At 37.8% G+C, this 25,257-nt stretch carries 23 protein-coding genes; 9 read left to right on the top strand and 14 right to left on the bottom strand.

What is annotated here, in order from left to right:
• Positions 1-103 precede the first annotated feature (103 nt).
• Genes mnmA through I597_RS11840 form a run of 3 tightly spaced genes read left to right on the top strand, consistent with a single transcriptional unit; the run spans position 104 to position 3,904 of the window.
• Entirely contained in the window at positions 104-1,297 is a 1,194-nt protein-coding gene (gene mnmA / locus I597_RS11850) for a tRNA 2-thiouridine(34) synthase MnmA (protein ID WP_035324571.1), read from the top strand.
• Positions 1,298-1,343: 46 nt separating this feature from the next.
• On the top strand, positions 1,344-2,957 hold the full coding sequence (locus tag I597_RS11845) for a S8 family serine peptidase (RefSeq protein ID WP_035324572.1): 1,614 nt from the start codon (positions 1,344-1,346) through the stop codon (positions 2,955-2,957).
• Positions 2,957-3,904 carry an NAD(P)H-dependent flavin oxidoreductase gene (locus I597_RS11840; RefSeq protein WP_035324573.1) on the top strand — a complete coding sequence of 316 codons (948 nt, stop codon included), beginning with the start codon at positions 2,957-2,959 and terminating at the stop codon, positions 3,902-3,904. The genes I597_RS11845 and I597_RS11840 overlap by 1 nt, the downstream gene beginning before the upstream one ends.
• Positions 3,905-4,006: 102 nt before the next feature.
• Here I597_RS11840 and I597_RS11835 read toward each other — a convergent pair whose 3' ends face one another.
• The 3 genes from I597_RS11835 to lysA all read right to left on the bottom strand — a co-directional run bounded on the left by I597_RS11835 (position 4,007) and on the right by lysA (position 7,036).
• On the bottom strand, positions 4,007-4,570 hold the full coding sequence (locus I597_RS11835; protein ID WP_035324574.1) for a PhnA domain-containing protein: 564 nt from the start codon (positions 4,568-4,570) through the stop codon (positions 4,007-4,009).
• Between the two features lie 74 nt (positions 4,571-4,644).
• A complete protein-coding gene (locus I597_RS11830) occupies positions 4,645-5,784 on the bottom strand; it encodes a serine hydrolase (RefSeq protein ID WP_052111650.1) in 1,140 nt (379 codons plus the stop codon).
• Between the two features lie 46 nt (positions 5,785-5,830).
• Positions 5,831-7,036, bottom strand: a complete 1,206-nt coding sequence (lysA, locus tag I597_RS11825; protein ID WP_035324575.1) for a diaminopimelate decarboxylase — start codon at positions 7,034-7,036, stop codon at positions 5,831-5,833.
• A gap of 139 nt (positions 7,037-7,175) precedes the next feature.
• Here lysA and I597_RS11820 point away from each other — a divergent pair, with 139 nt between their 5' ends.
• Complete coding sequence (locus tag I597_RS11820; RefSeq protein ID WP_035324576.1) at positions 7,176-7,826, top strand: LON peptidase substrate-binding domain-containing protein; 651 nt, start codon at positions 7,176-7,178, stop codon at positions 7,824-7,826.
• Between the two features lie 374 nt (positions 7,827-8,200).
• Positions 8,201-9,073 (top strand): M57 family metalloprotease, encoded by an 873-nt coding sequence (locus I597_RS11815; RefSeq protein ID WP_035324577.1) that lies wholly within the window; start codon positions 8,201-8,203, stop codon positions 9,071-9,073.
• A 126-nt stretch (positions 9,074-9,199) separates the two neighbouring features.
• Here the strand turns inward: I597_RS11815 and I597_RS11810 are convergent, their stop codons facing one another.
• The 4 genes from I597_RS11810 to I597_RS11795 form a co-directional block, all read right to left on the bottom strand.
• Positions 9,200-10,699, bottom strand: coding sequence for a S10 family peptidase (locus tag I597_RS11810; RefSeq protein WP_035324578.1), 1,500 nt, complete (start codon positions 10,697-10,699; stop codon positions 9,200-9,202).
• A gap of 70 nt (positions 10,700-10,769) precedes the next feature.
• Entirely contained in the window at positions 10,770-11,498 is a 729-nt protein-coding gene (locus tag I597_RS11805; RefSeq protein WP_035324579.1) for a DUF3307 domain-containing protein, read from the bottom strand.
• Positions 11,498-12,190 (bottom strand): hypothetical protein, encoded by a 693-nt coding sequence (locus tag I597_RS11800; protein WP_052111651.1) that lies wholly within the window; start codon positions 12,188-12,190, stop codon positions 11,498-11,500. Before I597_RS11800 ends, I597_RS11805 begins: the two co-directional genes overlap by 1 nt.
• Positions 12,191-12,292: 102 nt before the next feature.
• Positions 12,293-13,684, bottom strand: coding sequence for an amidohydrolase family protein (locus I597_RS11795; RefSeq protein WP_035324580.1), 1,392 nt, complete (start codon positions 13,682-13,684; stop codon positions 12,293-12,295).
• 137 nt (positions 13,685-13,821) lie between these two features.
• On the opposite strand from I597_RS11795, the gene I597_RS11790 reads away from it, so the two are divergent.
• Entirely contained in the window at positions 13,822-14,217 is a 396-nt protein-coding gene (locus tag I597_RS11790) for a TerB family tellurite resistance protein (protein ID WP_021778788.1), read from the top strand.
• Positions 14,218-14,338: 121 nt separating this feature from the next.
• Positions 14,339-14,773, top strand: coding sequence for an Hsp20/alpha crystallin family protein (locus I597_RS11785; RefSeq protein WP_035324581.1), 435 nt, complete (start codon positions 14,339-14,341; stop codon positions 14,771-14,773).
• Positions 14,774-14,828: 55 nt separating this feature from the next.
• Here the strand turns inward: I597_RS11785 and uvrB are convergent, their stop codons facing one another.
• From uvrB to I597_RS11770, 3 genes are all read right to left on the bottom strand, one after another.
• Positions 14,829-16,829, bottom strand: a complete 2,001-nt coding sequence (gene uvrB, locus I597_RS11780; protein ID WP_035324582.1) for an excinuclease ABC subunit UvrB — start codon at positions 16,827-16,829, stop codon at positions 14,829-14,831.
• A gap of 84 nt (positions 16,830-16,913) precedes the next feature.
• Complete coding sequence (locus I597_RS11775; RefSeq protein WP_035324583.1) at positions 16,914-18,113, bottom strand: aspartate aminotransferase family protein; 1,200 nt, start codon at positions 18,111-18,113, stop codon at positions 16,914-16,916.
• A gap of 18 nt (positions 18,114-18,131) precedes the next feature.
• Positions 18,132-18,710 (bottom strand): tetratricopeptide repeat protein, encoded by a 579-nt coding sequence (locus tag I597_RS11770; RefSeq protein ID WP_035324584.1) that lies wholly within the window; start codon positions 18,708-18,710, stop codon positions 18,132-18,134.
• Between the two features lie 198 nt (positions 18,711-18,908).
• On the opposite strand from I597_RS11770, the gene rpmH reads away from it, so the two are divergent.
• Positions 18,909-19,070, top strand: coding sequence for a 50S ribosomal protein L34 (rpmH, locus tag I597_RS11765; RefSeq protein WP_021778793.1), 162 nt, complete (start codon positions 18,909-18,911; stop codon positions 19,068-19,070).
• Positions 19,071-19,176: 106 nt separating this feature from the next.
• Entirely contained in the window at positions 19,177-22,029 is a 2,853-nt protein-coding gene (gene carB / locus I597_RS11760) for a carbamoyl-phosphate synthase large subunit (protein WP_035324585.1), read from the top strand.
• 114 nt (positions 22,030-22,143) lie between these two features.
• Here carB and I597_RS11755 read toward each other — a convergent pair whose 3' ends face one another.
• From I597_RS11755 to I597_RS11740, 4 genes are all read right to left on the bottom strand, one after another.
• A complete protein-coding gene (locus tag I597_RS11755; protein ID WP_021778795.1) occupies positions 22,144-22,512 on the bottom strand; it encodes a hypothetical protein in 369 nt (122 codons plus the stop codon).
• 6 nt (positions 22,513-22,518) lie between these two features.
• Positions 22,519-23,925 carry a DNA recombination protein RmuC gene (locus I597_RS11750; protein ID WP_035324586.1) on the bottom strand — a complete coding sequence of 469 codons (1,407 nt, stop codon included), beginning with the start codon at positions 23,923-23,925 and terminating at the stop codon, positions 22,519-22,521.
• Positions 23,926-24,044: 119 nt separating this feature from the next.
• Positions 24,045-24,716 carry a hypothetical protein gene (locus I597_RS11745; RefSeq protein ID WP_035324587.1) on the bottom strand — a complete coding sequence of 224 codons (672 nt, stop codon included), beginning with the start codon at positions 24,714-24,716 and terminating at the stop codon, positions 24,045-24,047.
• Positions 24,717-24,728: 12 nt separating this feature from the next.
• Entirely contained in the window at positions 24,729-25,253 is a 525-nt protein-coding gene (locus I597_RS11740; RefSeq protein ID WP_035324588.1) for a hypothetical protein, read from the bottom strand.
• Positions 25,254-25,257: the final 4 nt, after the last annotated feature.

The raw sequence follows: 25,257 nt of genomic DNA, 5'->3' as shown, positions 1-25,257 counted from the left end.
GCTTGTTATTTTGTAATTTTGCGCCACAATTTTTTTAAGTGTTTCTAGACACTTTATACGAGTCTCAAAAGAGACTATTGTGTACAATATCTAAGTAAAAGTTATGAAAACGGTAGTAGTAGGTCTAAGTGGAGGAGTAGATAGTAGTGTTACAGCATACTTGCTTAAGGAGCAGGGATACAATGTGATAGGCCTTTTTATGAAAAACTGGCACGATGACTCCGTAACAATCTCTGATGAGTGCCCGTGGCTAGATGATAGTAACGATGCAATGCTCGTTGCCGAAAAGTTAGGAATCCCTTTTCAAACGGTAGATCTTAGTGAGCAATATCAAGAGCGCATTGTAGATTATATGTTTAGAGAGTACGAGATGGGGCGCACGCCTAATCCAGATGTGCTATGTAATCGCGAGATTAAATTTGACGTGTTTATGAAAATTGCACTTTCACTAGGTGCAGACTACGTCGCAACGGGACATTACTGTCAGAAATCATCTATAGAGGTAGACGGTAAGACAGTGTACCAACTTATCGCTGGGGCAGATAATAATAAAGATCAATCTTACTTTTTATGTCAACTATCTCAGGAGCAACTGGCAAAAACGTTGTTTCCTATAGGCCATTTACAAAAGCCAGAGGTACGTGACATTGCACTACAACAAGAACTCGTTACTGCAGGTAAGAAAGATTCTCAAGGACTCTGTTTTATAGGTAAAGTGCGTTTGCCAGATTTTCTTCAGCAGCAGCTTAAACCTAAGGAAGGTGTTATCGTTGAGGTGCCAGAGACCGTTATACCTGAAGTTGCGGGTGGGGATAAGGCTAGTAACGCTTTCGCGAAAGCGGAATTAGAAAACCTTGTAAAAAAACCATCATATACCGTAGCCGAAGGAAAAGTAGTAGGGAAGCACCAAGGGGCTCATTATTTTACCATAGGCCAGCGCAAAGGACTAGGCGTAGGCGGAACGGTAGAGCCACTCTTTGTCATAGATACAGATGTAAAGGATAATGTGATATACACTGGTCAAGGTAAAAACCATAGAGGTTTATATCGTAAAGGACTTTTTGTAAAAGAAGAAGAAATACACTGGATACGAGAAGATCTAACAGTTGCGGTAGATGAGACAATGCAGGTAGAGGCACGTATACGCTACCGTCAACCTCTTGAGAAAGCCACTTTATATAGAGTAGATGGGGGTATGTATGTCATATTTGACAATCCACAAACAGCGATAGCCGAGGGGCAATTTGTAGCCTGGCATCACGGTGAGGAGTGTCTTGGTTCTGGGGTTATTTCGTAACTTACGTACGAAATCCTACGAGCCTTGGCTCATAAACTATGTCGCTATGAGATCCCTATTATTTTTAAGTCTACTGTTTGTATGCTTCTACACAAATGCGCAAGAGGCGCAAGATGCTTGGGTTTATTTTGTAGATAAGGAAAATGTAACCCAAAGCCTAGAAAATCCCATAACGATACTTTCACAAGAAGCACTTGATCGTAAAGAACTACACGGTGTTATTATAGATGAGCGTGATGTCCCTGTGAATGAAAGTTATATCACTGAGATAAAATCGCAAACAGGTATTACAGTCTTTGCAAAATCAAAATGGATGAACTGTGTACACGTACGTGGTACAGAAACCCAGATAGCCGCTCTTGAAAACCTATCGTTTGTTAGTACTATTGAGTATGCAAATAAGAATATTACTAGAGCTGCAACACCATTACTTTTTTCTAAAGAAGATCCTCTACAATCTCAAAGTAGAGTAGTTTTTGAGTATGGGGCGACAGATAATCAAGTTACTATGCTATCGTTAGATGAGTTGCATTTACAAGATTATACAGGTGAGGGAATGGTTATAGCCATTATGGATTCTGGTTTTCCTGGAGTAGATGAAAATGAAGGTTTTGCACGATTAAGAGATGCAGGAAAGTTACTGGATGGTTATGATTTTGTAAGTCGAGAAGATAATGAGTTTGCATTTTCAAATAGCAGTCACGGTACACGAGTGTTGAGCGATATTGTAGGTTTTGTAGAAGATGAGTTTGTGGGCACAGCCCCAGATGCTGCTGTTTATTGTTTCCGTACAGAAGATGTAGCTAGTGAAAATCCCGTAGAGGAGTCTTACTGGGTAGAAGCAGCAGAGCGAGCAGATAGTCTGGGTGTAGATGTTATAAACACCTCACTAGGTTATCGCACTTTTGACAATCCAGATTATGACTATACATATTCAGATATGGATGGCCAGACTACCTTTATATCGCGCGGTGCAAATCTTGCTTTTGAGAAAGGAATGCTTGTGGTAACTAGTGCTGGTAACAGTGGTAATGGGATGATAAGTGCTCCAGCAGATGCTTTTGGATCTTTTACGGTAGGAGCTGTAGATGAAAACGGCGATTATGCGAGTTTTAGTAGTATAGGTCCTTCTAGTGATGGTCGTATCAAACCAGACGTGGTTGCAAAGGGTACTGGTAGTGCTGTGATAGATCAAAATAATAACATAACTACAAACAATGGGACAAGCTTTAGCTCGCCTATAATGGCGGGAGCTATCACAAGCTTTTGGCAAGCAAACCCACAACGTACTAATGCAGATGTTATGCAAATAGTGAGGGAGTCTGCTTCTCTATATACAAACCCTACGTCACAGCTTGGGTACGGAATACCAGATTTTGGCGCAGCACTAGATGATTTATTAACTCTAGAAGATTATACTAATAAGAGCACGTACCAAATCGTGCCTAATCCTGCTTCAGAGTTTGCGATGATAGTATTTCCTGAAGATATAAGCAAAGTAGATGTACATATCTATGATATTCTTGGAAAACTCGTAGGGACAAAAATAGTAGAGTCTCAGGCAAGTTATCTACCTGTAGCAAATCTAAAAAAAGGAGTGTATCTCATACAGATTAATGATGGTACCACGCTTATTACACAAAAATTTATAAAGTCCTAATGAATAGAATTACTTCGTTATTTAAAATAAAATATCCTCTTATACAGGGAGGGATGATTTGGAACTCTGGATGGCGTCTTGCTAGTGCTGTAAGTGACGCTGGCGGTCTTGGTATCATAGGTGCTGCTTCTATGTATCCGGATGTGCTTGTAGAGCACGTTGAGAAGTGTAAGAAAGCTACAGATAAACCTTTTGGGGTTAATATACCTATGTTGTACCCTAACATAGAAGAGCATATGAAGACTGTAGTAGACTATAAGGTGCCTATTGTTTTTACAAGCGCAGGTAATCCAAAGCTTTGGACTAAAGAATTAAAGAAGCACGGTATTAAAGTTGTACACGTAGTAAGTAGTGTGAAGTTTGCACTAAAAGCTCAAGAAGCTGGTGTAGATGCCGTTGTGGCCGAAGGTTTTGAAGCGGGTGGTCATAATGGTCGTGAGGAAACAACAACTTTTACTCTCATCCCTATGGTAAAAGATAAGATAAATGTACCTCTTATTGCAGCTGGTGGTATTGCTACGGGTAGAGGTATGCTTGCCGCAATGACACTGGGAGCAGACGGTGTGCAGGTAGGAAGTAGGTTTGCAGCAAGTGATGAGTCTAGCGCGCATCAATTATTTAAACAAGCCATTATAGATACGCAAGAGGGAGATACGGTATTAACTCTTAAAGAACTGGCACCTGTAAGACTTATAAAAAATAAATTTTATGAAGAGGTAGCAGCCTTATATACTACAGCACCTACTAAACAGCAACTAGTTCAATTATTAGGTCGTGCAAGAGCAAAGAAAGGAATGTTTGAGGGAGACCTAGAACAAGGAGAACTTGAAATAGGACAAATATCTGGACTTATAAATGATATAAAACCTGCTGCAACTATAGTAAGCGATATGATAGCTGAGTATACGGAGGCAAAAAATGCATTACTCAATTTTGATAACTGGTAATACTACTATTATAGATTAAAAAAAGGCCAACAATCACATTAGATGGTTGGCCTTTTTTTATTGGTTTTATACACCTTTGAGATGTATGAATCTTGTTATTTACTAGTTGCTCTTCTTTACATATTTTGTTACAATAACAACTTGCTGCCCTTGTATTCTACCTTCTATATGCTCTGCATTATCGTGTACTAGACTTATGTTTCTCATAAACTCTCCACGCTTTGCTGTAAAGTTTGCTCCTTTTACATCAAGATCTTTTATGAGCACGACACTATCACCATTTGCTAGGCGTGTACCATTTGCGTCTTTGTGTATTACTGTATTCTCATCTTCTTCTATATGCTCACCTGTTGCTTTTGCCCACTCTAACGTTTCTTCTTCTAGATACATCATATCAAGTAGATCTTGTGGCCAGCCTTCTTTACGAAGTCTAGTAAGCATACGCCACGCCACAACTTGTACAGCTGGTACAGTACTCCACATACTATCATTAAGACAGCGCCAGTGATTTACATCTACCTCCTCAGGGTTTTCTATCTGAGTAATACAAGTCTTGCACGCGAGTATATCATCTTCTTTAGGAACTACTATAAAAGGGGAGAGGTCATACTCATTGCTACAAAGTTCACAAATGATAGTGCGTTTATTAAGTTCTCTTAAGCTCACAGCAATTAGTTTTTATTGATAAAAAGATTACATAAGGTAATAGCGCGAAGAAACAAAATTTAGCCGTAAGCTAGTTATTCCTTTCGCTCTTTTTCTTGCTCGTAAAATTCACGTCCTAATTGAGCGAGAAAGGGAATACCTATTTGCTCATATTCATAAGTGTCGTCATTAAAAATTTGATTGTCATTAACAAGTATGGTGGCAGAGAGTATAAAGCGTATGTCATATTGAGTATCCTCAATATAGGCTGTTTCTGTAAGCGTACCGTATGCAAACCCTACTTTGTTATAGATATGTATATTATCTGGAATGGGTGTTGTTTCGTCTCCGTACATAAAGAATTTTACATAGCTGTCGTAGTATTCTTCTTGATTATACTTTGCATCACGTGGGAGCATTTTCATAGCCTTAAGTACTCTTTGTCTAGATGTTTCAGATAGTTCTAATCTTTTTGAGGTTTCAAAAGAATTTGGGAATACCAGACTTTTTATAAAATGATGTTGCTCTTGTAATGGGAAGTGATTTTTTAAACCAAAATCCATAGGCCCATTTATAAGATTTCCATTTTCAATATAGCCCAGTCCTTTTTTATTACCTACCACATTGTTAGGAATGAGGTCTTTGTCTTCTTTATTTGTGATAATAACACTTTCGGCTGTATAGCTTGGGAAAAATTGAATTGTTTTTCTAGCATTAACTGCTGCTTCAGGTGTAGCTAGTCTATGTTGTATGGTAGTTTGTGTGTAGCCTTTTTCGCGTAAGCGGGAGTTTATATAATCTCTACCTAGTAATTCATAAAGACGGTTATAAGCTTTATTATCGCTTACGGCAAAAATCTGTCGTAGGTCATCACTTATGCTGTGCAACTCCTCATCACCGTCTATGATGTAAGGTGTATCTAGGGTTATATCTTCTCTAGCATCTGCATATTCTGCGGCGAGTACGGCAACTGGAAGTTTTACAGTGCTTGCTGGGTAAAAGTAATTCTGTTCATTGAGTCCGTAACTGTAATCTGTAAACTGCACTTCACCACTATCTGTGGAGTCAATCTGAGTAAAAAGAATCTGGACTTCGTATTTGTCTATACTATCTGTAACCCTTGTGATAAGCGGGCTAGATGAGTTAAGGGCTTTCTCTATGGGTGTAGAGCAGCTTGCCATAAATAAACATAATATAAGTACATATCTCATATTATAAATGTAGTTAGTATTCATAAAAAAGACCAGCTTAGGGCTGGTCTTTTTATAAAATATATCATTACTATTCTTCTATGAGAACTTGATTTGCAATAAGATCATCAAAGGTCTCTCGCTTGCGTATAAGGTGAGCTTTACCGCCTTTTATGAGTACCTCTGCAGGTCTATAGCGGCTATTGTAATTACTTGCCATTGTAAAGCAGTATGCACCTGCGTTATCAAAAGCGAGAATGTCTCCTTCAGAAATTTCGGCGATGCGTCTATTATTTGCAAAGGTATCTGTCTCACAGATGTAGCCTACTACGCTATAAAAACGCTCTCTTCCGTTAGGATTGCTTATGTTATGTATCTCGTGCTGACTGCCGTACAGCATAGGTCGTATAAGATGGTTAAAACCACTGTCTACTTGCGCAAATACTGTTGAGGTAGTTTGTTTTACTACGTTTACCTGTACCAGAAATTTACCAGACTCACTTACGAGAAACTTACCTGGCTCAAAGGTGAGAGTTAATGGTTTTTTATACGCTTTCGCGAAAGCGTTAAAACGTTTCCCTAGTTTTTCTCCTAGCTCCTCAATATTAGTTTCTATATCTCCTTCTTTATAAGGCACTTTAAAACCACTACCAAAGTCAATAAACGTAAGGTCGCTGAACTGCTTTGCCGTCTCAAAAAGAATTTCTGTAGCATACACAAAGACATCAATGTCTAGTATATCACTACCGGTATGCATATGTATACCGTTTATATTCATACCCGTATTTTCTACTATGCGCAGTACGTGTGGTAGCTGGTGGATACTAATCCCAAATTTACTATCTATATGTCCTACAGAGATATTTGTATTTCCTCCTGCCATCACGTGAGGATTGATACGTATACATACAGGTGTCTCTGGGTGTTTTGTCCCAAACTGCTCTAATATAGAAAGGTTATCTATATTGATTTGCACGCCCATTGCTGCTACTTCTTCTATTTCTCCCAGAGATACCCCGTTAGGAGTAAATATGATACGATCTGGTGTAAAGCCAGCCTTAAGACCAAGTTGCACTTCTTGTATAGATACCGTGTCAAGGCCTGACCCCAGTCCTTTTAAGTGTTGAAGAATAGACAAGTTACTTAACGCTTTTACTGCATAGTTAAGGCGTAACTGTTTTACACTTTTAAAGGCGTTTGTAAGTCTATTATATTGTGCTGTAATTGTGTCTGCATCATACACATACACAGGGCTTCCGTAGTTTTTTACTACGTTTAAAAGGTCTTTATTAGTCATCACTTTATATTTAAAGTAAAATTAACTGTCTTCTATAAATAGAGAGAATACTTTTGTTATAAATGTTGAACAATAAGGTTAAAAAATGTTCATTATATAACAGCCTGCATAGGCTTTTGTACATTTCAAAATAAAAACAATGACTACAGCTGTTTTACCTATGTTTCCTCTTGAGATGGTTGCCTACCAAGGTGAGCTACTTTCTTTGCATATTTTTGAAGAGCGATACCAGCAATTACTTAAGGACTGTGAGGAGAGTAATATCACCTTTGGGATTCCTACTTATATTAATAACACCTTATCTTATGGCACAGAGATGCAGGTAATGCAGGTTGTAAAGCGATACCCATCTGGGGCTGCAGATATTATATGTAAAGGACTGCGCGTGTTTAAACTAGTGGACTTTTACAGCACGCTAGGTGAGCGGCTCTATGCTGGAGGTGAAGTGGTATACGTACCTTTTGAGCATAATGCATCTCTAGATCTCAAAAAAGAATTTGTAAAACTACTTACTACATTTTATGACTTACTTGATGTAAACACACCAGAGGTTGCTGTACAAACTATAAGTGCTTTTAGATTTGCACAAAAAATGGGACTCGATATACAGCAGCAATATGAATTATTACAAATTGCTTCAGAAAATGATTGTTTTTATTATCTCATAGCACATTTAAAAGCGGCTATACCTACACTTAAATCTGTAAATAGAACAAAAGAGCTTATCAAACTAAATGGACATTTTAAAAACTTTGATCCATTAGACTTTAAAGATTATAAGTTAGAATAGGTTTTTCTTATTGAATATACAGGATTATGATAAAATGTCTTATAAATTATCAAATCCTTAAAAATGATATTTTATTAGCACTTTCTTAATAGTCACTTTACACTCATTTTAATGTAATTATTGATGTTAACGGGGCTAATCTCTACCAAGTTACTAGATTAATCACGACTTCATTATCCTTGAAGTTGTTGTTAATCAGATTGTTAAAATTCAATAAAGGATTTCCTTTATTGAATTGTTAATAATGCAATAAATAACATAATTATATGATAAAAATAATCACGAAAACGTTGTAGTCTTGATTATTGGTAATTATTAATGTTAAAATAAGTTAATTTTGGATCATATATTAATCCTAAAATATGCAACCCAAAATGAAAAATCAATTCAAATTTAGTGCGATGGCACTAGCACTAGTAGCGGTATCATTTACCTCTTGTGAAAAAGATGAGGCAGATGCTATTCAAGACGATCAAGCAAATGTAGAAGTAGTAATCGAAAACAATCGTGTTGAGGTTACAGATCAAGCTATTATTGATCAAGTGCGTGGTATGGCTATAGATATAGCTGCTATCACAAAAGGAGATTTCCACCTTCCAGATGGTACTGTAGAGCAGCGCATCTACATAGGTGATGACATTGTTACTACAGAGAAAGAACTACAACAAATGCAGGTTAACGACCAGCGCCAGTTTAGAACTTTTAACCTAGTAACTGGAGCAAACAGAACAATAGACATTATAGGTTATACAGGTAATGATCAATTTGGTCTTACTAATAAAGGTAGAACAGCTTTACAGTGGGCGGTAAATAACTTTAACCGTATCTCAGGGTCTGCACTACGTTTTAGACTTACATTTGGAACAAACTTCTCAAACAGCGATATGGTTGTTTATGATAACTCTGCAAATAACTCTGGTTCTGGAGGTGTAGCAGGTTTTCCAGATGCACAAGGACGTCCTAATAAATTTGTACAGATTTACAACCTTGAAGGTTCTAGTACAAATGTAAATGAGCACGTAATTACTCACGAGATAGGTCACTCTATAGGTTTCCGTCACTCAGATTACTACGATCGTCAGAGCTGTGGTAGCGGTGGAGGAGAGTCTGCAGGATCTACAGGTGCTGTGCAGTTACCAGGTACTCCTACAAGAGATTTTGACTCAATAATGCAAGCTTGTTTCTCAAATAATGAGGACGGAGAGTTTAGCAGCAACGATATTACTGCTTTGCGTGCTATGTACTAAGGTTTAAGGTTTTCAAATTTAAATAGTACCTAAGCAAAACGCCCTATCTTTTTTAGATAGGGCGTTTTTATTATTGGTTATTTTTACGCTTTCGCGAAAGCGTAATTCTCATCCATAGGTCATCTCTTATTTATGTATCGCACCTTTTTCAATGCCGATAGATGATTTTTTTATAAATGCACGTATATCGTCATTTGCCTTGATTAAGTCCTCATTACGTAAGTACATCATATGTCCAGATCTATAACCTTTAAAGCTTAATCTATCTGCTAGTTTACCACTGGCGTTAAGTTGCCACATCACATACTTAGCATTAAAGTAAGTTGTAGCGCCGTCATAATAACCGCTCTGTATCATTACATTAAGGTTAGGGTTTACACCCATCGCTCTGCGTAGACTTGGTCCTGCATTATTGTTTGATCTGTCCCAAGGTCGTACTGGGCCAAACATATTATAAGATAGATCTGTTTTTAATCCTAGCTCTTGACTATAGTAGTAATTTATCGCTGGAGTAAATGAGTGTAACCACGAGGTGAGCTCGCTATTATAATCTGGTCGGTCTCCAGATTCTTTTACATCCATTCCCTTATAGCGAGAGTCTAGTCTACCTATAGTAAGGCCATCACGATCTCTTAAGAGATCTTTCCAGAAGTAGTTAAAGGGTACTTCAAGATTGTTTTGGCGTATAGTTTTTTCAGAAAGGCCAGAATAATATGCCATTTTCTTGATAGCAGCTTCTTTTTTTGATTCATCTAGGTAACCAGACTTGACAATAAGTGGTAGGAGCTCATTTACAGCATAGTCCTCACTTTCGGCTAGTACTTCTGTAAGGTCTTTTTGTTGTAATGCTGGTGGTAACATATTGTGGTACCAAGCAGCCGCAGTAAAGTAAGGTAGCCTGTTTGCTACTTCTACAGGACCGTCAAAGTCAAAACCTATTTCTGTAGGAGATACAAGTATCACTCCATTTATAAACATCCATTTACTGTCTTGAAGCGCTGCGGCAAGTCCAGAAACTCTTGTTGTACCGTAGCTTTCTCCTATAAGAAACTTAGGTGATCTCCAGCGGTTATTTCTTGTAACAAAAGTGTTTACCCAGTCTGCTAGGTATTTAATATCTGCATTAACGCCAAAAAATTGTTTCTTATCTGGCATTTCTCCTTTTTCATTAGGTAACATTCTACTGTATCCTGTATTTACAGGGTTTACAAAAACAATGTCTGCCACGTCAAGTATCGAGTTAGGATTGCTTTTTATACCGTAGGGTTGTACAGGGTAGCCCTCATCATCTATCTTTAAGATGCGCGGCCCTGTGTATGCAATGTGCATCCATACAGAGGCAGAGCCTGGGCCTCCATTAAAAGAAATCACTAGCGGTCTCTCTTGATCATCTTTTATGTCAGATCTTTTGTAATAGGTGTAAAGTAGACTAGCTACTGGTGCACCTTCTTGATCAAAAACGGGTTGAAACCCAGCGGTTGCCGTATAAGGAATGGTTTTTCCTTTTATAGTGGTGGTGTGTTTTGTGACAATTGTAGTGTCTACAGGTACTGGGGTTTTTTGAGAATACGCTTTCGCGAAAGCGGAAACAACAAGCAGCCCCGTGAGTAGGTGTTTGAAATACATAGGTTGGATATTTTGGTTGTGACTCCTAAAATACCAACTGACATTTTATTATTTCAAAATTGGGAAATTTTTAACGTCCCGAAATGGGAAGCACAAAGAGTGTTATGACCAGTGCACAAGCAATTGCAATGGCAAAACTGAGCATTGTACCTATTAAAACATATTCGGTTTTAAGGTAATCACCATCTTTAAATCTTAATATAGATTTTGCGGTAATTAAAAAGCCTACAGCACTAAACTGGCCTATTATGATAAGTACAAGCACGAGCCAGCGCTCTGTGATACCTATGAGTCTACCTGCATTAGGTAAGTCTTGTGACTTCTCTGTAAACGATACAGAGAAGAGCGTAAAAATTTCTTTGATAAGGATATTTGCCGGCTTTGTACATAATAAAAATACCGCAATAAGACAGATGTATGTAAAGTGTGTAGTGTCTATAAATATAGGTTGCCATCCTACAAGTTTTATAAAAGTAGTACTCACTAGCGCGTATATAAGAATGTGCAATAACTGATCTATAAAAAAGGCTCCTTTATGTAGTCTTTTACTAGCAATCATTTGAGGTTTAAAACCGTCTATAACCCAGTGTAATCCTGCTATAATCAAGGCTGCAGGAAGAAATCTATAATCAAAAGAGAGTAGGTAAGAACACACAAAAACGATTAATATGTGCCACTTGAGATACTTACTTTTAAACCCTTTTTTTGCCTTAGATTTTGCTGTTTTCTTAGATTGAAAGGTATAGTCTGCCAGTAGGTGAGCTATAGTCTGTAGGGTAATTAACGTGATAATTTCCATTAAGTAAGTGCGCTTAAAAGATGAGAAAAATAACGAATAGATTTATCCATACCGTTCCACCCAGAGGCGGTCGAGTGCTGGTTTATAGATGACTGACTCACAGATAACTGCTTTGCAATGGTCTTCTCACTGTTACCCATAATTTTTAAAAACAACACTTCATTTTGTTTACTTGTAGCTCTGGCGAGCAGGTGATCTAGCAGTGCGAGTATGGTTTCTATATTAAAGGTGAGATCTTTATTTTTTGAGCTAAAGAATAGCGTGTTTTTTATAACCATACGCTCCTTGTTGTGTGTGCTCTCGTCGCTTATAGCGCGACCACTTCTATAGATGGCGTCGCCATCTATGACATTATTTGCAATGTCAAAACGATCTAAAGTGCCTAGACCCATTGCGAGACGTATACTGTACGTCTGGAATACTTTTGATCTATTATTTTCTGGTTTATCTTCTATCTCTAGTGACTTAATAAAAGTCTTTATAGCAAGCATTACAGATAGTCCATTTGCAGGATCTGGCACTACACACTCTAGGTAGTCACCCTTTATGAGTCTAGAGAAGGTGTTGAATTTTTCTTGAAGCTGGTCAAATAGATTGTAAAGTGATTGCTCAAGATTTGTTTTTTCTTCGGTGCTTAAACTTGTGTAAGCAATGAAGTCTCCAGAGATAACGATATGTTGTTTGTCTTTCACTTAGATGGTTTAATTATTCAAATATAAGCATATTTACTTATAATGTATATTTATAAGTGTATTTACTTATAAAAGTATTTTATAAGCTTTTTGGCTTATAGATTAATCTTTGTTACGTACGACTGCTCCGTTTTTAATAACAAGCCAGATATCTTTTGTTGCATTTATATCCTCAAGTGGGTTGCTATTAAGTACTACTAAGTCTGCAATACCTCCCTTAGAAAAGGAGTATGACGTCTTATTTAAAAAACGCGCTCCCTCATACATAGCAGTAAGCGCTGTTGCAGGTTTAATATTTGCTCGTGTAAGTTCTTTAAGCTCTCCGTGCAACGACGGCCCAGGGTAGGTATATGAATTGTAAGCGCCACTATCAGAGCCAGCAAGGAGAGTGACTCCAGCGTCATTAAGTTTTTTGGCTAGCGTTAAGAAGAACACTTGTAAATCTTTTCGGCGTTGTATTGCTTCTGGAGTAGCGTTAAGAGCACTCTGTACTCTTCCTTTATAGGTCTCGATAAAATCTTCTTCTAGTAGCGATAGGTATGTATCATTACTATGATCTACCTCGTCCATATAGCTCAGAATATCACCTATAAAAAGGGTAGGAGTGACATATACATTATTGTCTTTGAGTTTTTTAAAAGTGCGCTGCGCGGTATCTTCATCATAGGTTGCTATGAGTTGCTCCATACTATTCCAGAAGCCTAGTTTACCTTCTTTTATTTGTGCTGTGATTTCTTTTTCTTGAGATGAGCAACCCTTTAAGATGTAATACAGATGCTCAATGTTGTCTATGCCCGCATCTATAGTTTCATCAAGGGTGACGGTAAATGGCATATGTCCAGAAGTTATCATACCGCGAGACTCTGCTTGTTTTATAATCTCTAGATATTGCTCTCCAGATAGTGTACTATCATAGAGCTTTACATAATCTACATTTATAGATTGTAATGAGTCTAATGCTTTGCTTATCTCATTGCTGTTAGAAACACCTATAGATCCTGCCCAGCGTGCATTTTTTCCATCTAGCTTAGGTCCAGAAGTATAAATTGTAGGACCTATGCGTGTGCCATTTTGTATCTCTTTATTCCACTGCTGTACTTGCGGTGTGAGGTCACCACCTGCATCTCTTACAGTAGTGATACCGTACTTTATAAACTGCTTTAAAAAAAGTTCGTTTTGAGTAACCAGTTCAGACCCTCCTCTAAAATGAGTGTGATTATCCCAAAACCCAGGTAAAATATACTTGCCACTTCCGTCTATTTCCTTTGTAGCAAATAAGGATTTTGAAGTGTCTAGAGGATCAATTTCGGCTATTAATCCATCTTTAATATAAACTGTATAAAGATCGCCATCGCTTATTCCTTTTTCATTTATAATCGTGATGTTCTTTATAGCGAGGTCATATGTATTTTGGGTAGTTTGCTCTTGACAAGCGCTTAGAAAACTAAGACCTACAAAAGCAATTAAATAATAGAAGCGTACAGATAGATTCATATAATATGTCTAGATGGTAGGTGTATTACGCTTTCGCGAAAGCGTAATTAATCCCTTAAAACTACAAATTATACAGCAACCAAAACATTTTTATGACTCCAAAATAAAAGTTACATTGCGCTATTAAACCATTATAAATGACTACCGAAAATCTACAAATTATATCAGATATGATTGCTATGGCAAAAGCAGATAGCCATTTGCACGAGCGTGAATATCACTTTATACTCGAGGTTGCAAAGCGCCTTGAGATATCTAAGGAAGCGGTAGATGAGCTTATTGAAAATCCGCTGCAGGAAATGGTTTTTAGTACAGAGTTACAGCGCATCACACAGTTTCATAGATTATTGCTAGTAATGAATGTAGATGAGCAAACACATTTTATAGAGATTGATGCCCTTAGAAATTATGGCCTCAAACTAGGTATACGACCAGAGGCGGTAGAACAAATACTAGGGGAGATGGGTAATTATGATGGTAAACTTATACCGTCAGAACGTCTTGTAGAAATCTTTAAAAGATTCTACAATTAATAAAAAGCGACAAAAAGTCACTATTTAAATTTTAAAATATGCCATAACGTCATAATTTTATTGTTGGAACTGAATTTGTCTATAGCTGTACAAGTTTGAAAACAATTTAAAAATTATAGTTATGACATTAGTTAGAAAAAATACAGCTCCATACTTACCATCTGTTTTTGAAGAATTACTTAACACAGACTGGCTAGGAGGAAGAACAAACACATTTACAAACGCAACACCTTCTGTAAACATTATAGAAAAAGATGATGCGTTTGAGCTTCACGTAGCCGCTCCGGGCTTAAAGAAAGAAGATTTTAATATCAATCTTGACAATGACTTACTTACAATCTCCTCAGAAATTAAGAACGAGGAAGATGTAAAAGAGACAGCAAAGTTTACTCGTAGAGAGTTTAACTATGCTTCTTTTAAACGCTCATTTAATTTACCAGAATCTGTAGATACGGCAAAAATTACAGCAAGTTATACAGATGGTGTTCTTGCGGTTTCTTTACCTAAGCGTGAAGAAGCTCAAGTGCAACCTTCAAGGTTAATTGAGATACAATAATAAATTTGGTTGGTTAGTTTGAGATTGGGTTCCCGCAAGGGAGCCCTTTCTTTATTTACGCTAGTTCCTTAATTTGCTCTTGGTATACTTTAATCTGGTCTCTAAGCTTTGCAGCCTGCATAAAGTCTAGCTCTTTGGCAGCAGCTTCCATTGCCTTCCTAGTGCTTCGTATTTTTTTCTCTATTTGTGGCTTAGTAAGATATTCTTCTGCATCTTCTGCGGCTAGATTTACGAGTTCTTCGGCTTCAATTTTGTAAGTTTCTTTTCGCGTAAGCGCATTATCAAGACTCTTTTTAATAGCCATAGGAGTGAGGCCATTCTTGGTATTATAGTCTATTTGCTTCTGGCGACGGTAGTTACTATCATTTATGGTTTCTTGCATAGACTTTGTAATCTTATCTGCATACATAATAGCCTTGCCATTTACATTACGTGCGGCACGTCCTATAGTTTGGGTAAGTGATCTGTTACTACGTAAAAAACCTTCCTTATCTGCGTCAAGTATAGCTACTAGAGATACCTCTGGTAAATCTAGACCTTCTCTAAGTAGGTTAACACCCACAAGTACATCATAAACGCCTTTACGTAAGTCTTGCATTATCTCTACACGCTCAAGTGTATCTACATCAGAGTGTATGTAGCGGGTGCGTATGTCTATACGGGTGAGGTATTTTGTAAGCTCTTCTGCCATACGCTTAGTAAGCGTGGTGACAAGCACGCGCTCATTGCGCTCTGTGACTTTGTTTATTTCTTCTATCAAGTCATCTATCTGGTTGAGAGATGGGCGTACCTCTACTATAGGGTCTAAAAGACCCGTAGGACGTATAATTTGCTCAACATAAGTTCCTTCAGACTTTTGTAATTCATAGTCTGCTGGCGTAGCCGAAACATATATAACTTGATTTTGCATCATTTCCCACTCTTCAAACTTAAGCGGTCGATTATCCATCGCGGCAGGTAGTCTAAAACCATATTCTACTAGGTTTTCTTTACGACTTCTATCACCTCCATACATCGCACTTACTTGCGAGACCGTCACGTGACTCTCATCTACTACCATCAAGTAGTCATCCGGAAAGAAATCTAGTAGACAGAAAGGTCTTGTGCCTGGCTCGCGACCGTCTAGATATCTTGAGTAATTTTCAATACCGGAGCAATAGCCTAGCTCTCGTATCATTTCTAAGTCAAAATTTGTGCGCTCGTCTAGTCTTTTTGCCTCTAGGTGTTTACCTACTTCTTCAAAAAAGCTTACCTGTTTAGTAAGATCTTCACCTATTTGATTTATGGCTCCTTGTAGTACATCTTGAGAGGTTACAAACATATTTGCAGGATAGATGCGCAAGCGAGAATACTTCTCAATCACCTCTGCAGATGCTGGGTCAAAGGCTTCTATCTCTTCTATCTCATCACCAAAAAAGTGAACTCTAAAAGCCATATCTGCATATCCCGGAAACACCTCTACCGTATCTCCCTTTATTCTAAAATTACCACGATTAAACTCTCCCTCTGTACGTGAGTAGAGTCCTTGTACGAGTTTTTTAAGAAACATCGTGCGTGCCATAACTTGGTCTTGCTTGATTTCTGTTATGTTTTTCTCAAACTCGGCGGGGTTACCTATACCGTATAAGCACGATACAGAGGCAATTACAATCACATCCCGACGCCCAGAGAGTAGGGAGGTGGTTGTGCTTAGTCGCATTTTTTCTATCTCTTCATTAATAGAAAGATCTTTCTCTATATACACTCCAGAAGAAGGAATAAACGCCTCTGGCTGGTAATAGTCATAGTACGATACAAAATACTCTACCGCATTATCTGGAAAAAATGCTTTAAACTCGCTGTATAATTGGGCTGCGAGTGTTTTGTTATGTGCAAGTATGAGTGTAGGTTTTTCTGTCTCTTGTATCACATTTGCGACCGTAAATGTTTTACCACTTCCAGTAACACCTAGTAGCGTCTGGTAGGTTTCATTATTATTGATACCGTCTACTAGTTGTTTGATTGCAGAGGGTTGATCACCAGTAGGTTTAAAGTCAGATTGTAGTTTAAATTTCAAGAGCAGCTTTTTTTATAAAATTACGAGTTTTTACGCTTTCGCGAAAGCGTAACTATCCCAATGAATTGTTATAAAGTATTTTAATTATGTTAAGCTACCGTGCTTCTCTAGTGCTTGGTCTAAAGCTGCTAGCAGAATAGTGCATCCTTCTGTGATTTCTTCTGCTGTGATGGTAAGTGGTGGAGTAATGCGTATGGCGCGATCTTCAAAAAGTAGCCAAAACAAAATAAGACCCGCATCTTGACAAGCAAGAATCACCTCTGAAGTAATCGCTGCCGAGGGGGTGAGTGCGGCAAGCATAAGGCCGCGTCCTCTTATTTCTGTAATATATGGGTGTACGAGTTGCTCGCGTATGAGTTGTTCTTTTATTAAGGTATCTTCTATAAGAGTGGTCTCTGTGATTTCTTGTAGTGTAGCTAGCGCTGCCGCGGCAATCACTGGGTGGCCCCCAAAGGTGGTAATATGTCCCAGTTTAGGATTATCTGATAGTAACGCCATTGTGTCGCGAGACGCAGTAAATGCACCTATAGGCATACCGCCGCCTAGTCCTTTACCTGTTACGAGAATATCTGGAACGACATTGTAGTGCTCAAAACCAAAAAGTTTGCCTGTGCGCCCCATACCTGGTTGTATCTCATCAAGTATGAGTAGAGCGCCTACGTCTTTACATCGTTGTTTTACCTTAGATAGAAAGTCATTAGTAGGCTCTATAAAACCTGCACCGCCTTGTATGGTTTCTAATACAACTGCGGCTGTATGTTCTGTGATGCGTTCAATATAGCGGTCACAATTAAATTTTATAAAAGAGACATCACCTATCATAGGTTTAAAGGGTGCGGTGCGCTCCTCATTACTCATAAGGCTTAGTGCTCCATAGCTATTACCGTGATAGGCATCTACAGCTGCGATAATCTCTGTACGACCCGTTGCTCTACGAGCGAGTTTAATAGCGCCATCTATAGCTTCTGTACCACTGTTTACAAGGTATGTACTCTGTAAAGATGGAGGTAAGTGCGCTGCAAGGAGCTTTGTGAGCTGTACGGCTGGAGACTGTGCATATTCTCCATACACCATCACGTGAGCATACTTATCTAGCTGATTGATAATTGCAGTTTTCACTCTAGGATGTTGATGTCCTAAGCTACAGGCAGAGACGCCTGCTACAAAATCTAAAAACTTCTTACCCTCTGTATTATATATGTAACTGCCTTCTGCCTTTGCTACCTCCATCGCTAGTGGGTGAGGAGTGGTTTGTGCTTGGTATGTTAGAAAGTCAGCTTTCATTGTGTAGTAAAAGGTATACTATCGCTGTCTTCTCCCAGCTCTGGCAGATGTAGGTCTACCATACTGGTGTTTAGGTTGATTACCAGCTGCCTTGAAGTTTGCCTTCATAGTCTTGAGTTGCTCTCCTAGCATACCGTGCTTATCGTGAGCTTCTGCCTCTTTCATAAGGGTTTGTGCCTCACGTCTTCTATTTTTACTCATTGCAATACCTGCAAGACTTAATTTTGCCATTGCAAGATCTGCATCCATAGAGAGACCTAGGCTTATGGCTTTCTTAAAATATTTTTCGGCCTGAGTCATATTAGTCTGTGATACCATAAGTCCTTGTAGGTAGTTATAGTATCCTTCTTGTTTTGTAACTAGAGCGCTGCTTGGGTTTTTAATTTTTGAAAGCCACTTTTGAGCTCCAGGGAAGTCTTGTTTACGTAAACGTAAAAAGGCAAGTAAGATAATTTCGTTTTTAAAATATAAGAATATAAAGATTCCCATAAGTAAGAGTAGCATTATACCATTACCTATTTCATTCTCTGTAAATTGCCATATTGCTGCTGCAAGAGTTGCTATAGCTAGAACGAGTTTGATGTTTTTATTAAACATAGATTATATTTAGACCGTTTGTTTTCTTATTTTTGCCCTATATACAGGCGGGAGCAAAGGTATATAAAAGGAGATAAAAAAAATTTATTTTTCCATTTGTAGAAGTAAAAACTTCTCGTATATTTGCGCCCAGCTTAGAAAGCTGTAAATAAAAGAAATTATAAGGCGGTCCTAACAAGACATTAAAGAAGATACAAAATGAGCAAGAGAACGTTTCAGCCATCAAAAAGAAAAAGAAGAAACAAACACGGTTTTAGAGAGCGTATGGCTTCTGTAAACGGTCGTAAAGTTTTAGCACGTCGTCGTGCTAAAGGAAGAAAGAAAATAAGTGTATCTTCTGAGCTTCGTCACAAAAAATAATGCATCTCGTTGATGTAAATATATAGGTGTTACTTTTTTTAAGTAACACCTTTTTTTATACCCTATCAGTTCATAATTTTAGATAATTCTAGAAAAACCACAGTAAATGCCTAAAAATAAAGACTTAAAATCGATTCTACTCATAGGTTCTGGACCTATTGTTATTGGTCAAGCGTGTGAATTTGATTACGCAGGATCACAATCATTAAGATCATTAAGAGAGGATGGAATTGAGACTATTCTAATCAATTCTAACCCGGCAACGATTATGACAGATCCCTCTATGGCAGATCACGTCTATTTATTGCCACTTACTACAAAGTCTATTGTAGAGATACTCAAAAAGCATCCTAATATAGATGCAGTGCTTCCTACTATGGGAGGGCAGACTGCGCTTAACCTTTGTATTGAGGCAGATGAGAAGGGTATCTGGAAAGATTTTGAAGTAGAGCTTATAGGTGTAGATATCGCGGCTATTAATATTACAGAAGATCGCGATCAGTTTAAAACACTTATGGGAGAGATAGGTATACCTATGGCACCACAGGCAAGTGCAAACTCATTCTTAAAAGGAAAAGAGATTGCTCAAGAGTTTGGTTTTCCATTAGTAATACGTTCTTCTTTTACACTAGGAGGAGCGGGAGCATCTTTCGTTTTTGAAGAAGAAGATTTTGATAGACTCCTATCTCACGGTCTAGAAGTATCACCAGTACACGAGGTGATGATAGATAAAGCCTTACTAGGGTGGAAAGAGTATGAGCTAGAGTTACTACGTGATGCAAATGATAATGTGGTTATTATCTGTGCTATCGAAAATATGGACCCTATGGGTATCCACACAGGAGACTCGATTACTGTGGCACCTGCAATGACGTTATCTGATGTTACTTACCAAAAAATGCGTGATATGGCTATCCATATGATGCGCAGTATAGGTGACTTTGCTGGAGGGTGTAACGTACAGTTTGCGGTAAACCCAGATAATGAAGAAGAAATTATCGCTATTGAGATTAACCCACGTGTATCTAGATCATCTGCACTGGCATCAAAAGCAACGGGATACCCTATTGCAAAGATCGCTACAAAACTAGCGATAGGATACAACCTTGATGAACTAGATAACCAGATTACAAAATCTACATCGGCCCTTTTTGAGCCTACACTAGATTATGTAATTGTAAAAATACCACGTTGGAACTTTGATAAATTTGAAGGAAGTGACCGCACCCTAGGCTTACAGATGAAATCTGTAGGAGAAGTAATGGGTATAGGACGCTCTTTTCAAGAAGCCTTACACAAAGCAACACAGTCACTAGAGATTAAACGTAATGGTCTAGGAGCAGATGGTAAAGGGTATAAGAGTTACGACCAGATTATAGACAAGCTTACCCACGCAAGCTGGGACCGTGTATTTGTGATTTATGATGCTATCCAGATGGGTATCCCGCTTAAACGTATACACGAGATTACAAAAATAGATATGTGGTTCCTTAAACAATATGAGGAGCTATATGCAATGGAAAAAGAGATATCTACTTTTAAGGTAGATACGCTTCCGCGAAATTTATTACTCGAGGCAAAACAAAGAGGTTTTGCAGATAGACAAATAGCACATATGCTAGGGTGTCTCGAAAGTGCAGTAACAAGCAAGCGAGATGAATTAAAAATAAACAGAGTTTATAAGCTGGTAGATACTTGTGCGGCAGAGTTTGTAGCACAAACACCATATTTTTACTCAACTTTTGAAAATGAAATGGAGCTTCCAGACGGAACTCGATTTGCTCAAAACGAAAGTGTAGTTTCAGACAAGAAAAAGATAGTAGTGTTAGGTTCAGGACCTAACCGTATAGGGCAAGGTATCGAGTTTGATTACTGCTGTGTACACGGTGTACTTGCCGCTGCAGAGTGTGGTTATGAGACTATAATGATAAACTGTAACCCTGAGACTGTATCTACAGATTTTGACACGGCAGATAAGTTATACTTTGAACCAGTATTCTGGGAGCACATTTATGACATCATACGTCACGAAAAGCCAGAAGGTGTAATTGTACAGCTAGGTGGACAAACAGCACTTAAACTTGCCGAAAAGCTTGACCGTTACGGTATCAAAATTTTAGGTACAAGTTACCAAGCACTAGATCTTGCCGAAGACAGAGGAAGCTTCTCTACATTATTAAAAAATCTTGATATTCCTTATCCAGAATTTGATACAGCAGAGACGGCAGACGAAGCGCTTGCAGTGGCACAAAAACTAGATTACCCTATCCTTGTAAGACCATCTTATGTACTAGGAGGGCAAGGAATGAAGATTGTAATAAACGACAATGAACTAGAAGAGCACGTTGTAGACTTGCTACGTAAGATACCTAATAATAAACTCCTACTAGATCACTACCTAGACGGAGCGATAGAGGCAGAGGCAGATGCTATTTGTGATGGAGAAGATGTATACATCATAGGTATTATGGAGCACATTGAGCCTTGTGGTATACACTCTGGTGATAGTAATGCAACATTACCTCCATTTAACCTTGGAGACCTTATACTAGAGCAAATTAAAGATCACACTAGAAAAATTGCACTAGCACTTGATACAGTAGGTCTTATAAACATACAGTTTGCTGTAAAAGATGATAAAGTATACATCATTGAGGCAAACCCGAGAGCATCTCGTACGGTTCCATTTATAGCAAAAGCTTATAAAGAGCCATATGTAAACTATGCAACTAAGGTGATGCTAGGTGAGAAGAAGGTAAAAGACTTTAACTTTAACCCACAGCTAGAAGGATATGCAATCAAGCAACCAGTATTCTCTTTTAATAAGTTTCCTAATGTAAATAAGAACTTAGGACCAGAGATGAAGAGTACAGGAGAGAGTATCTTATTTATAGATAACCTTCGTGATGATGCTTTTTACGATTTATACGCAAGAAGAAAGATGTACTTGAGTAACTAATTTAACTACTCAAGTTATAGTATTAAAAAAGGTCTACTCAACGAGTAGACCTTTTTAAGTTTATGGGGTTTTGAGTACGCTTTCGCGAAAGCGTAATAAACACTCCTAATATCTCTATTGTCTATTAAAATGTGGTGATTGCTCTGGTACTACATTTGTAATAAAGTACTTAGTATCTCCCCAAAAAGAGAAGGTCCCAAAGCGCTCTATATACTCAACCTTTACATATTGACCTTGATATTTATTAAGCGCCTCAATAGCCTCTTCTTCTTGATCTAATACCGAGAAGCTAAAGATTTGTGCACCACTTATACCCTGGCTTATCTCACCTTCCCAGGTTTTAAAAATCACGCCTTTGCTAGAGAATTTTATGAGCTCGCCGGCGCGTGTTCCTTTACTGTAAGGGACGTAGTAAATGAAGGCAAACCAAGCTGCTGCCAGTAAAAAGATGGTAGTAAGGACTACAAATAGTATTTTTTTCATAATTATTTAGTCTAATAAAGTTAGGTCATCATCTGCATTTGCACGCTTAATGATAGCTTCTGGGAGTGCTTTTTTTGCTTTGGCACCCATTTTTTTAAGGCGTTCTACTCTTGCAATTAGGTTACCATTACCTTCTACAAGTTTATTCATAGCGGCAGAGTATCCACTTTTTGCATCATCCATCTTTTTACCTACGGCCGTAAGATCTGTTACTAGCCCGTGAAATTTATCATAAAGTCCTCCAGCCTGTTTTGCGATTTCTAGCGCATTTTGTTGTTGCTTCTCATTATTCCACATTGAGTCTATAGTGCGCAGTGTGGCAAGTAGGGTAGAAGGTGTGACGATAACAATATTTTGCTCAAAGGCTTTATTATACAGCTCATTTTCGGCATTTATGGCAATGGCAAAAGCTGGCTCGATAGGTATAAATAGCAGTACAAAGTCTGGGCTTTCTATCTGGTAGATATCTTGATAGTTTTTATCACTAAGCTGTTGTACGTGGCGCTTTAAATCGTTCACGTGCTGCTTTAAATGTGCATCTCTAAGGTGTGGGTCTTCTTCATTTACAAAACGCTCATAGGCACGTAGGGATACTTTACTATCTACAATCATCTTCTTATTTGCCGGTAAGTGTATCACCACATCTGGTAACACACGTTTGCCCTCTTCTGTAGTAAAGCTTTGTTGTATAAAATACTCACGGTCTTTTTCAAGTCCAGATTTTTCTAGCACACGCTCTAGTACAAGCTCGCCCCAGTTACCCTGCATCTTACTATCTCCTTTGAGCGCTTTAGTAAGGTTACTAGCCTCCTTTGTCATTTGCTCGTTAAGAGCTGTAAGCCCTTTTATTTGCTCTCTAAGAGCAGAGGTTCTATCTATTGCCTCTTTATTAGTTTCTTCTACGCGCTTCTCGAAGTTTTGAATTTTTTCTTGAAGCGGTTTTAAGATGATATCAAGGTTTTGTTTGTTCTGTAAAGTGAATTTATTAGACTTTTCATCAAGAATTTTACTTGCGATGAGTTCAAAATCTTTGGTAAACTTTTCTTGCAGTTGTTCTAGCTCTGCCGTTTTTTCTTCCATCCTTTTTTGTAAGCCTTCAAAGGCTACGTTACGAGCGGTAAGTTCGTTTTGAAACTGATCTTTTTCTTCTCTAAGGTAGCTAAGTTGTTTCTCACTATCTGCGCGTAGCTGCTGGAGTTGCTCATTGTTTTCTGCGCGAAGTTGCTGCATTTGTGTCTCTACTTTAAGGCTTGTGTTTTTAGCCTCTTCTAGCTTAAGTTCTTCTTGACGCAAGCGCTCTTGTAAACCACTAAGTTCTCCCTTCTTTTTGAGGTTTGAGATAAATATCCCTAAGAGCGTACCGCCCACTAAGCATATAAAAGCAATAAGAAAAAGTAATAAAGTATCATTCATATGGTAAAGATATAAAGAAGATCGTGCAATACGGATTTTAAAAGATGATGTTAGGAGGAAATTGTGAGTGGAGATTTTTATAAGAATGTACTAAACGGATAAAAATATAATCTTATGTTTTAGTTTCTGAGAAACTTAATTGTAGGAAATGAATCTTTCCACATCTTGCCGATTTGGTTTTTATGCTCAGCAAATTGAATATCTGTGATATGAGATTCTTCTAGTTTATTTTTCATTCGTTGTGATATATAAGTAGCCCAAGAGTAAAAGGGTATATTAAACATATCCACGTCTGAATCAAATTTATTTCCAAATGCGATTACTTCCGCTTTGAAATCAAAAATCCTACTGGATTGTGATTTGTTTTCATTGATTAAATCTAGTGTGTGATTATGTGATTTAATTTTAATCTGCTTATTCAAGTTGTCAATTGCATACACTTCACTTTTCTCAAAATCAATCCAATCGTAACATTCAGATGATATTCCACTTGTGTCTTGTAAATTATAATAGTCGTACGATTTATTAATTTTTATGAAGTTAAATAGTTTTTCTTTACGAACAACCTTTGCTGGACTCCATTGATATTCTTTTAAATTGAATTTTTGAATAATTTTTAAAGTTCTTGGGCTTAGAATGTGTTCACCTACCGAATGCAGAATATCGTTGAGACTATTATAGTCACTATCATCATACATTTTACAAACGGATAATTTATTATTACCGGAATATTTATAGTCGATGAGTTCAATTGCTCCAGAATCATTAACTATAAGCGCATAATACTTCATAAAATTGTTTTTCTACCACTCCGCCTCCGCAACAACCACATTTGCCGGAATAGCTATGGCTAGGTAATGACTTATACTTTTTGTGCTTTGAGAATAAAGTGATAAGGTGTCACCATTAGGCTGTTGTACTTGTGGGTTGTAAAATTGTTTACCACTCTTATTTGTGAGGTGATGCCTTGTATATAGGGTGTTGTACGTATAATCGTAATAGCCGTGATCTGTTTCTTTCGCTTTAAGCGTATCAATAGTTTTAAGATCAAAATCGTCAAAAACCGCTAGCTTTCCATCTTTGTAAAATTTCAGATATTTCTTGTAATTATATTCGGCGACTACATTGGTTTGATTGGTATCATATTTATAATAACTCGCTACGAGCTTATAAATTTTCGAAGTGTCTATAATCTTATAAACAGCCTCTGTAGCAGTAGGAGATGGTGTTTTTACGCTTTCGCGAAAGCGTTCTTCTTTACCCTTAATAGAGTGTGCAGAACAGCTAGCGAGCACCATAGCTACTAGAAATAATTGAAGAAAACGCATCGTC

Source organism: Dokdonia donghaensis DSW-1 (assembly GCF_001653755.1).
Lineage (GTDB): Bacteria > Bacteroidota > Bacteroidia > Flavobacteriales > Flavobacteriaceae > Dokdonia > Dokdonia donghaensis.
The sequence above is the reverse complement of the archived record's forward strand: the minus strand, read 5'-3'. Positions and strand labels throughout refer to the sequence as shown.

Coding starts and splice junctions, on each gene's coding strand:
- mnmA (WP_035324571.1), top strand. CDS start 104: ATGAAAACGGTAGTAGTAGGTCTAAGTGGAGGAGTAGATAGTAGTGTT.
- I597_RS11845 (WP_035324572.1), top strand. CDS start 1,344: ATGAGATCCCTATTATTTTTAAGTCTACTGTTTGTATGCTTCTACACA.
- I597_RS11840 (WP_035324573.1), top strand. CDS start 2,957: ATGAATAGAATTACTTCGTTATTTAAAATAAAATATCCTCTTATACAG.
- I597_RS11830 (WP_052111650.1), bottom strand. CDS start 5,784: ATGAATACTAACTACATTTATAATATGAGATATGTACTTATATTATGT.
- lysA (WP_035324575.1), bottom strand. CDS start 7,036: ATGACTAATAAAGACCTTTTAAACGTAGTAAAAAACTACGGAAGCCCT.
- I597_RS11820 (WP_035324576.1), top strand. CDS start 7,176: ATGACTACAGCTGTTTTACCTATGTTTCCTCTTGAGATGGTTGCCTAC.
- I597_RS11815 (WP_035324577.1), top strand. CDS start 8,201: ATGAAAAATCAATTCAAATTTAGTGCGATGGCACTAGCACTAGTAGCG.
- I597_RS11810 (WP_035324578.1), bottom strand. CDS start 10,699: ATGTATTTCAAACACCTACTCACGGGGCTGCTTGTTGTTTCCGCTTTC.
- I597_RS11805 (WP_035324579.1), bottom strand. CDS start 11,498: ATGGAAATTATCACGTTAATTACCCTACAGACTATAGCTCACCTACTG.
- I597_RS11795 (WP_035324580.1), bottom strand. CDS start 13,684: ATGAATCTATCTGTACGCTTCTATTATTTAATTGCTTTTGTAGGTCTT.
- I597_RS11790 (WP_021778788.1), top strand. CDS start 13,822: ATGACTACCGAAAATCTACAAATTATATCAGATATGATTGCTATGGCA.
- I597_RS11785 (WP_035324581.1), top strand. CDS start 14,339: ATGACATTAGTTAGAAAAAATACAGCTCCATACTTACCATCTGTTTTT.
- I597_RS11775 (WP_035324583.1), bottom strand. CDS start 18,113: ATGAAAGCTGACTTTCTAACATACCAAGCACAAACCACTCCTCACCCA.
- I597_RS11770 (WP_035324584.1), bottom strand. CDS start 18,710: ATGTTTAATAAAAACATCAAACTCGTTCTAGCTATAGCAACTCTTGCA.
- rpmH (WP_021778793.1), top strand. CDS start 18,909: ATGAGCAAGAGAACGTTTCAGCCATCAAAAAGAAAAAGAAGAAACAAA.
- carB (WP_035324585.1), top strand. CDS start 19,177: ATGCCTAAAAATAAAGACTTAAAATCGATTCTACTCATAGGTTCTGGA.
- I597_RS11755 (WP_021778795.1), bottom strand. CDS start 22,512: ATGAAAAAAATACTATTTGTAGTCCTTACTACCATCTTTTTACTGGCA.
- I597_RS11750 (WP_035324586.1), bottom strand. CDS start 23,925: ATGAATGATACTTTATTACTTTTTCTTATTGCTTTTATATGCTTAGTG.
- I597_RS11745 (WP_035324587.1), bottom strand. CDS start 24,716: ATGAAGTATTATGCGCTTATAGTTAATGATTCTGGAGCAATTGAACTC.
- I597_RS11740 (WP_035324588.1), bottom strand. CDS start 25,253: ATGCGTTTTCTTCAATTATTTCTAGTAGCTATGGTGCTCGCTAGCTGT.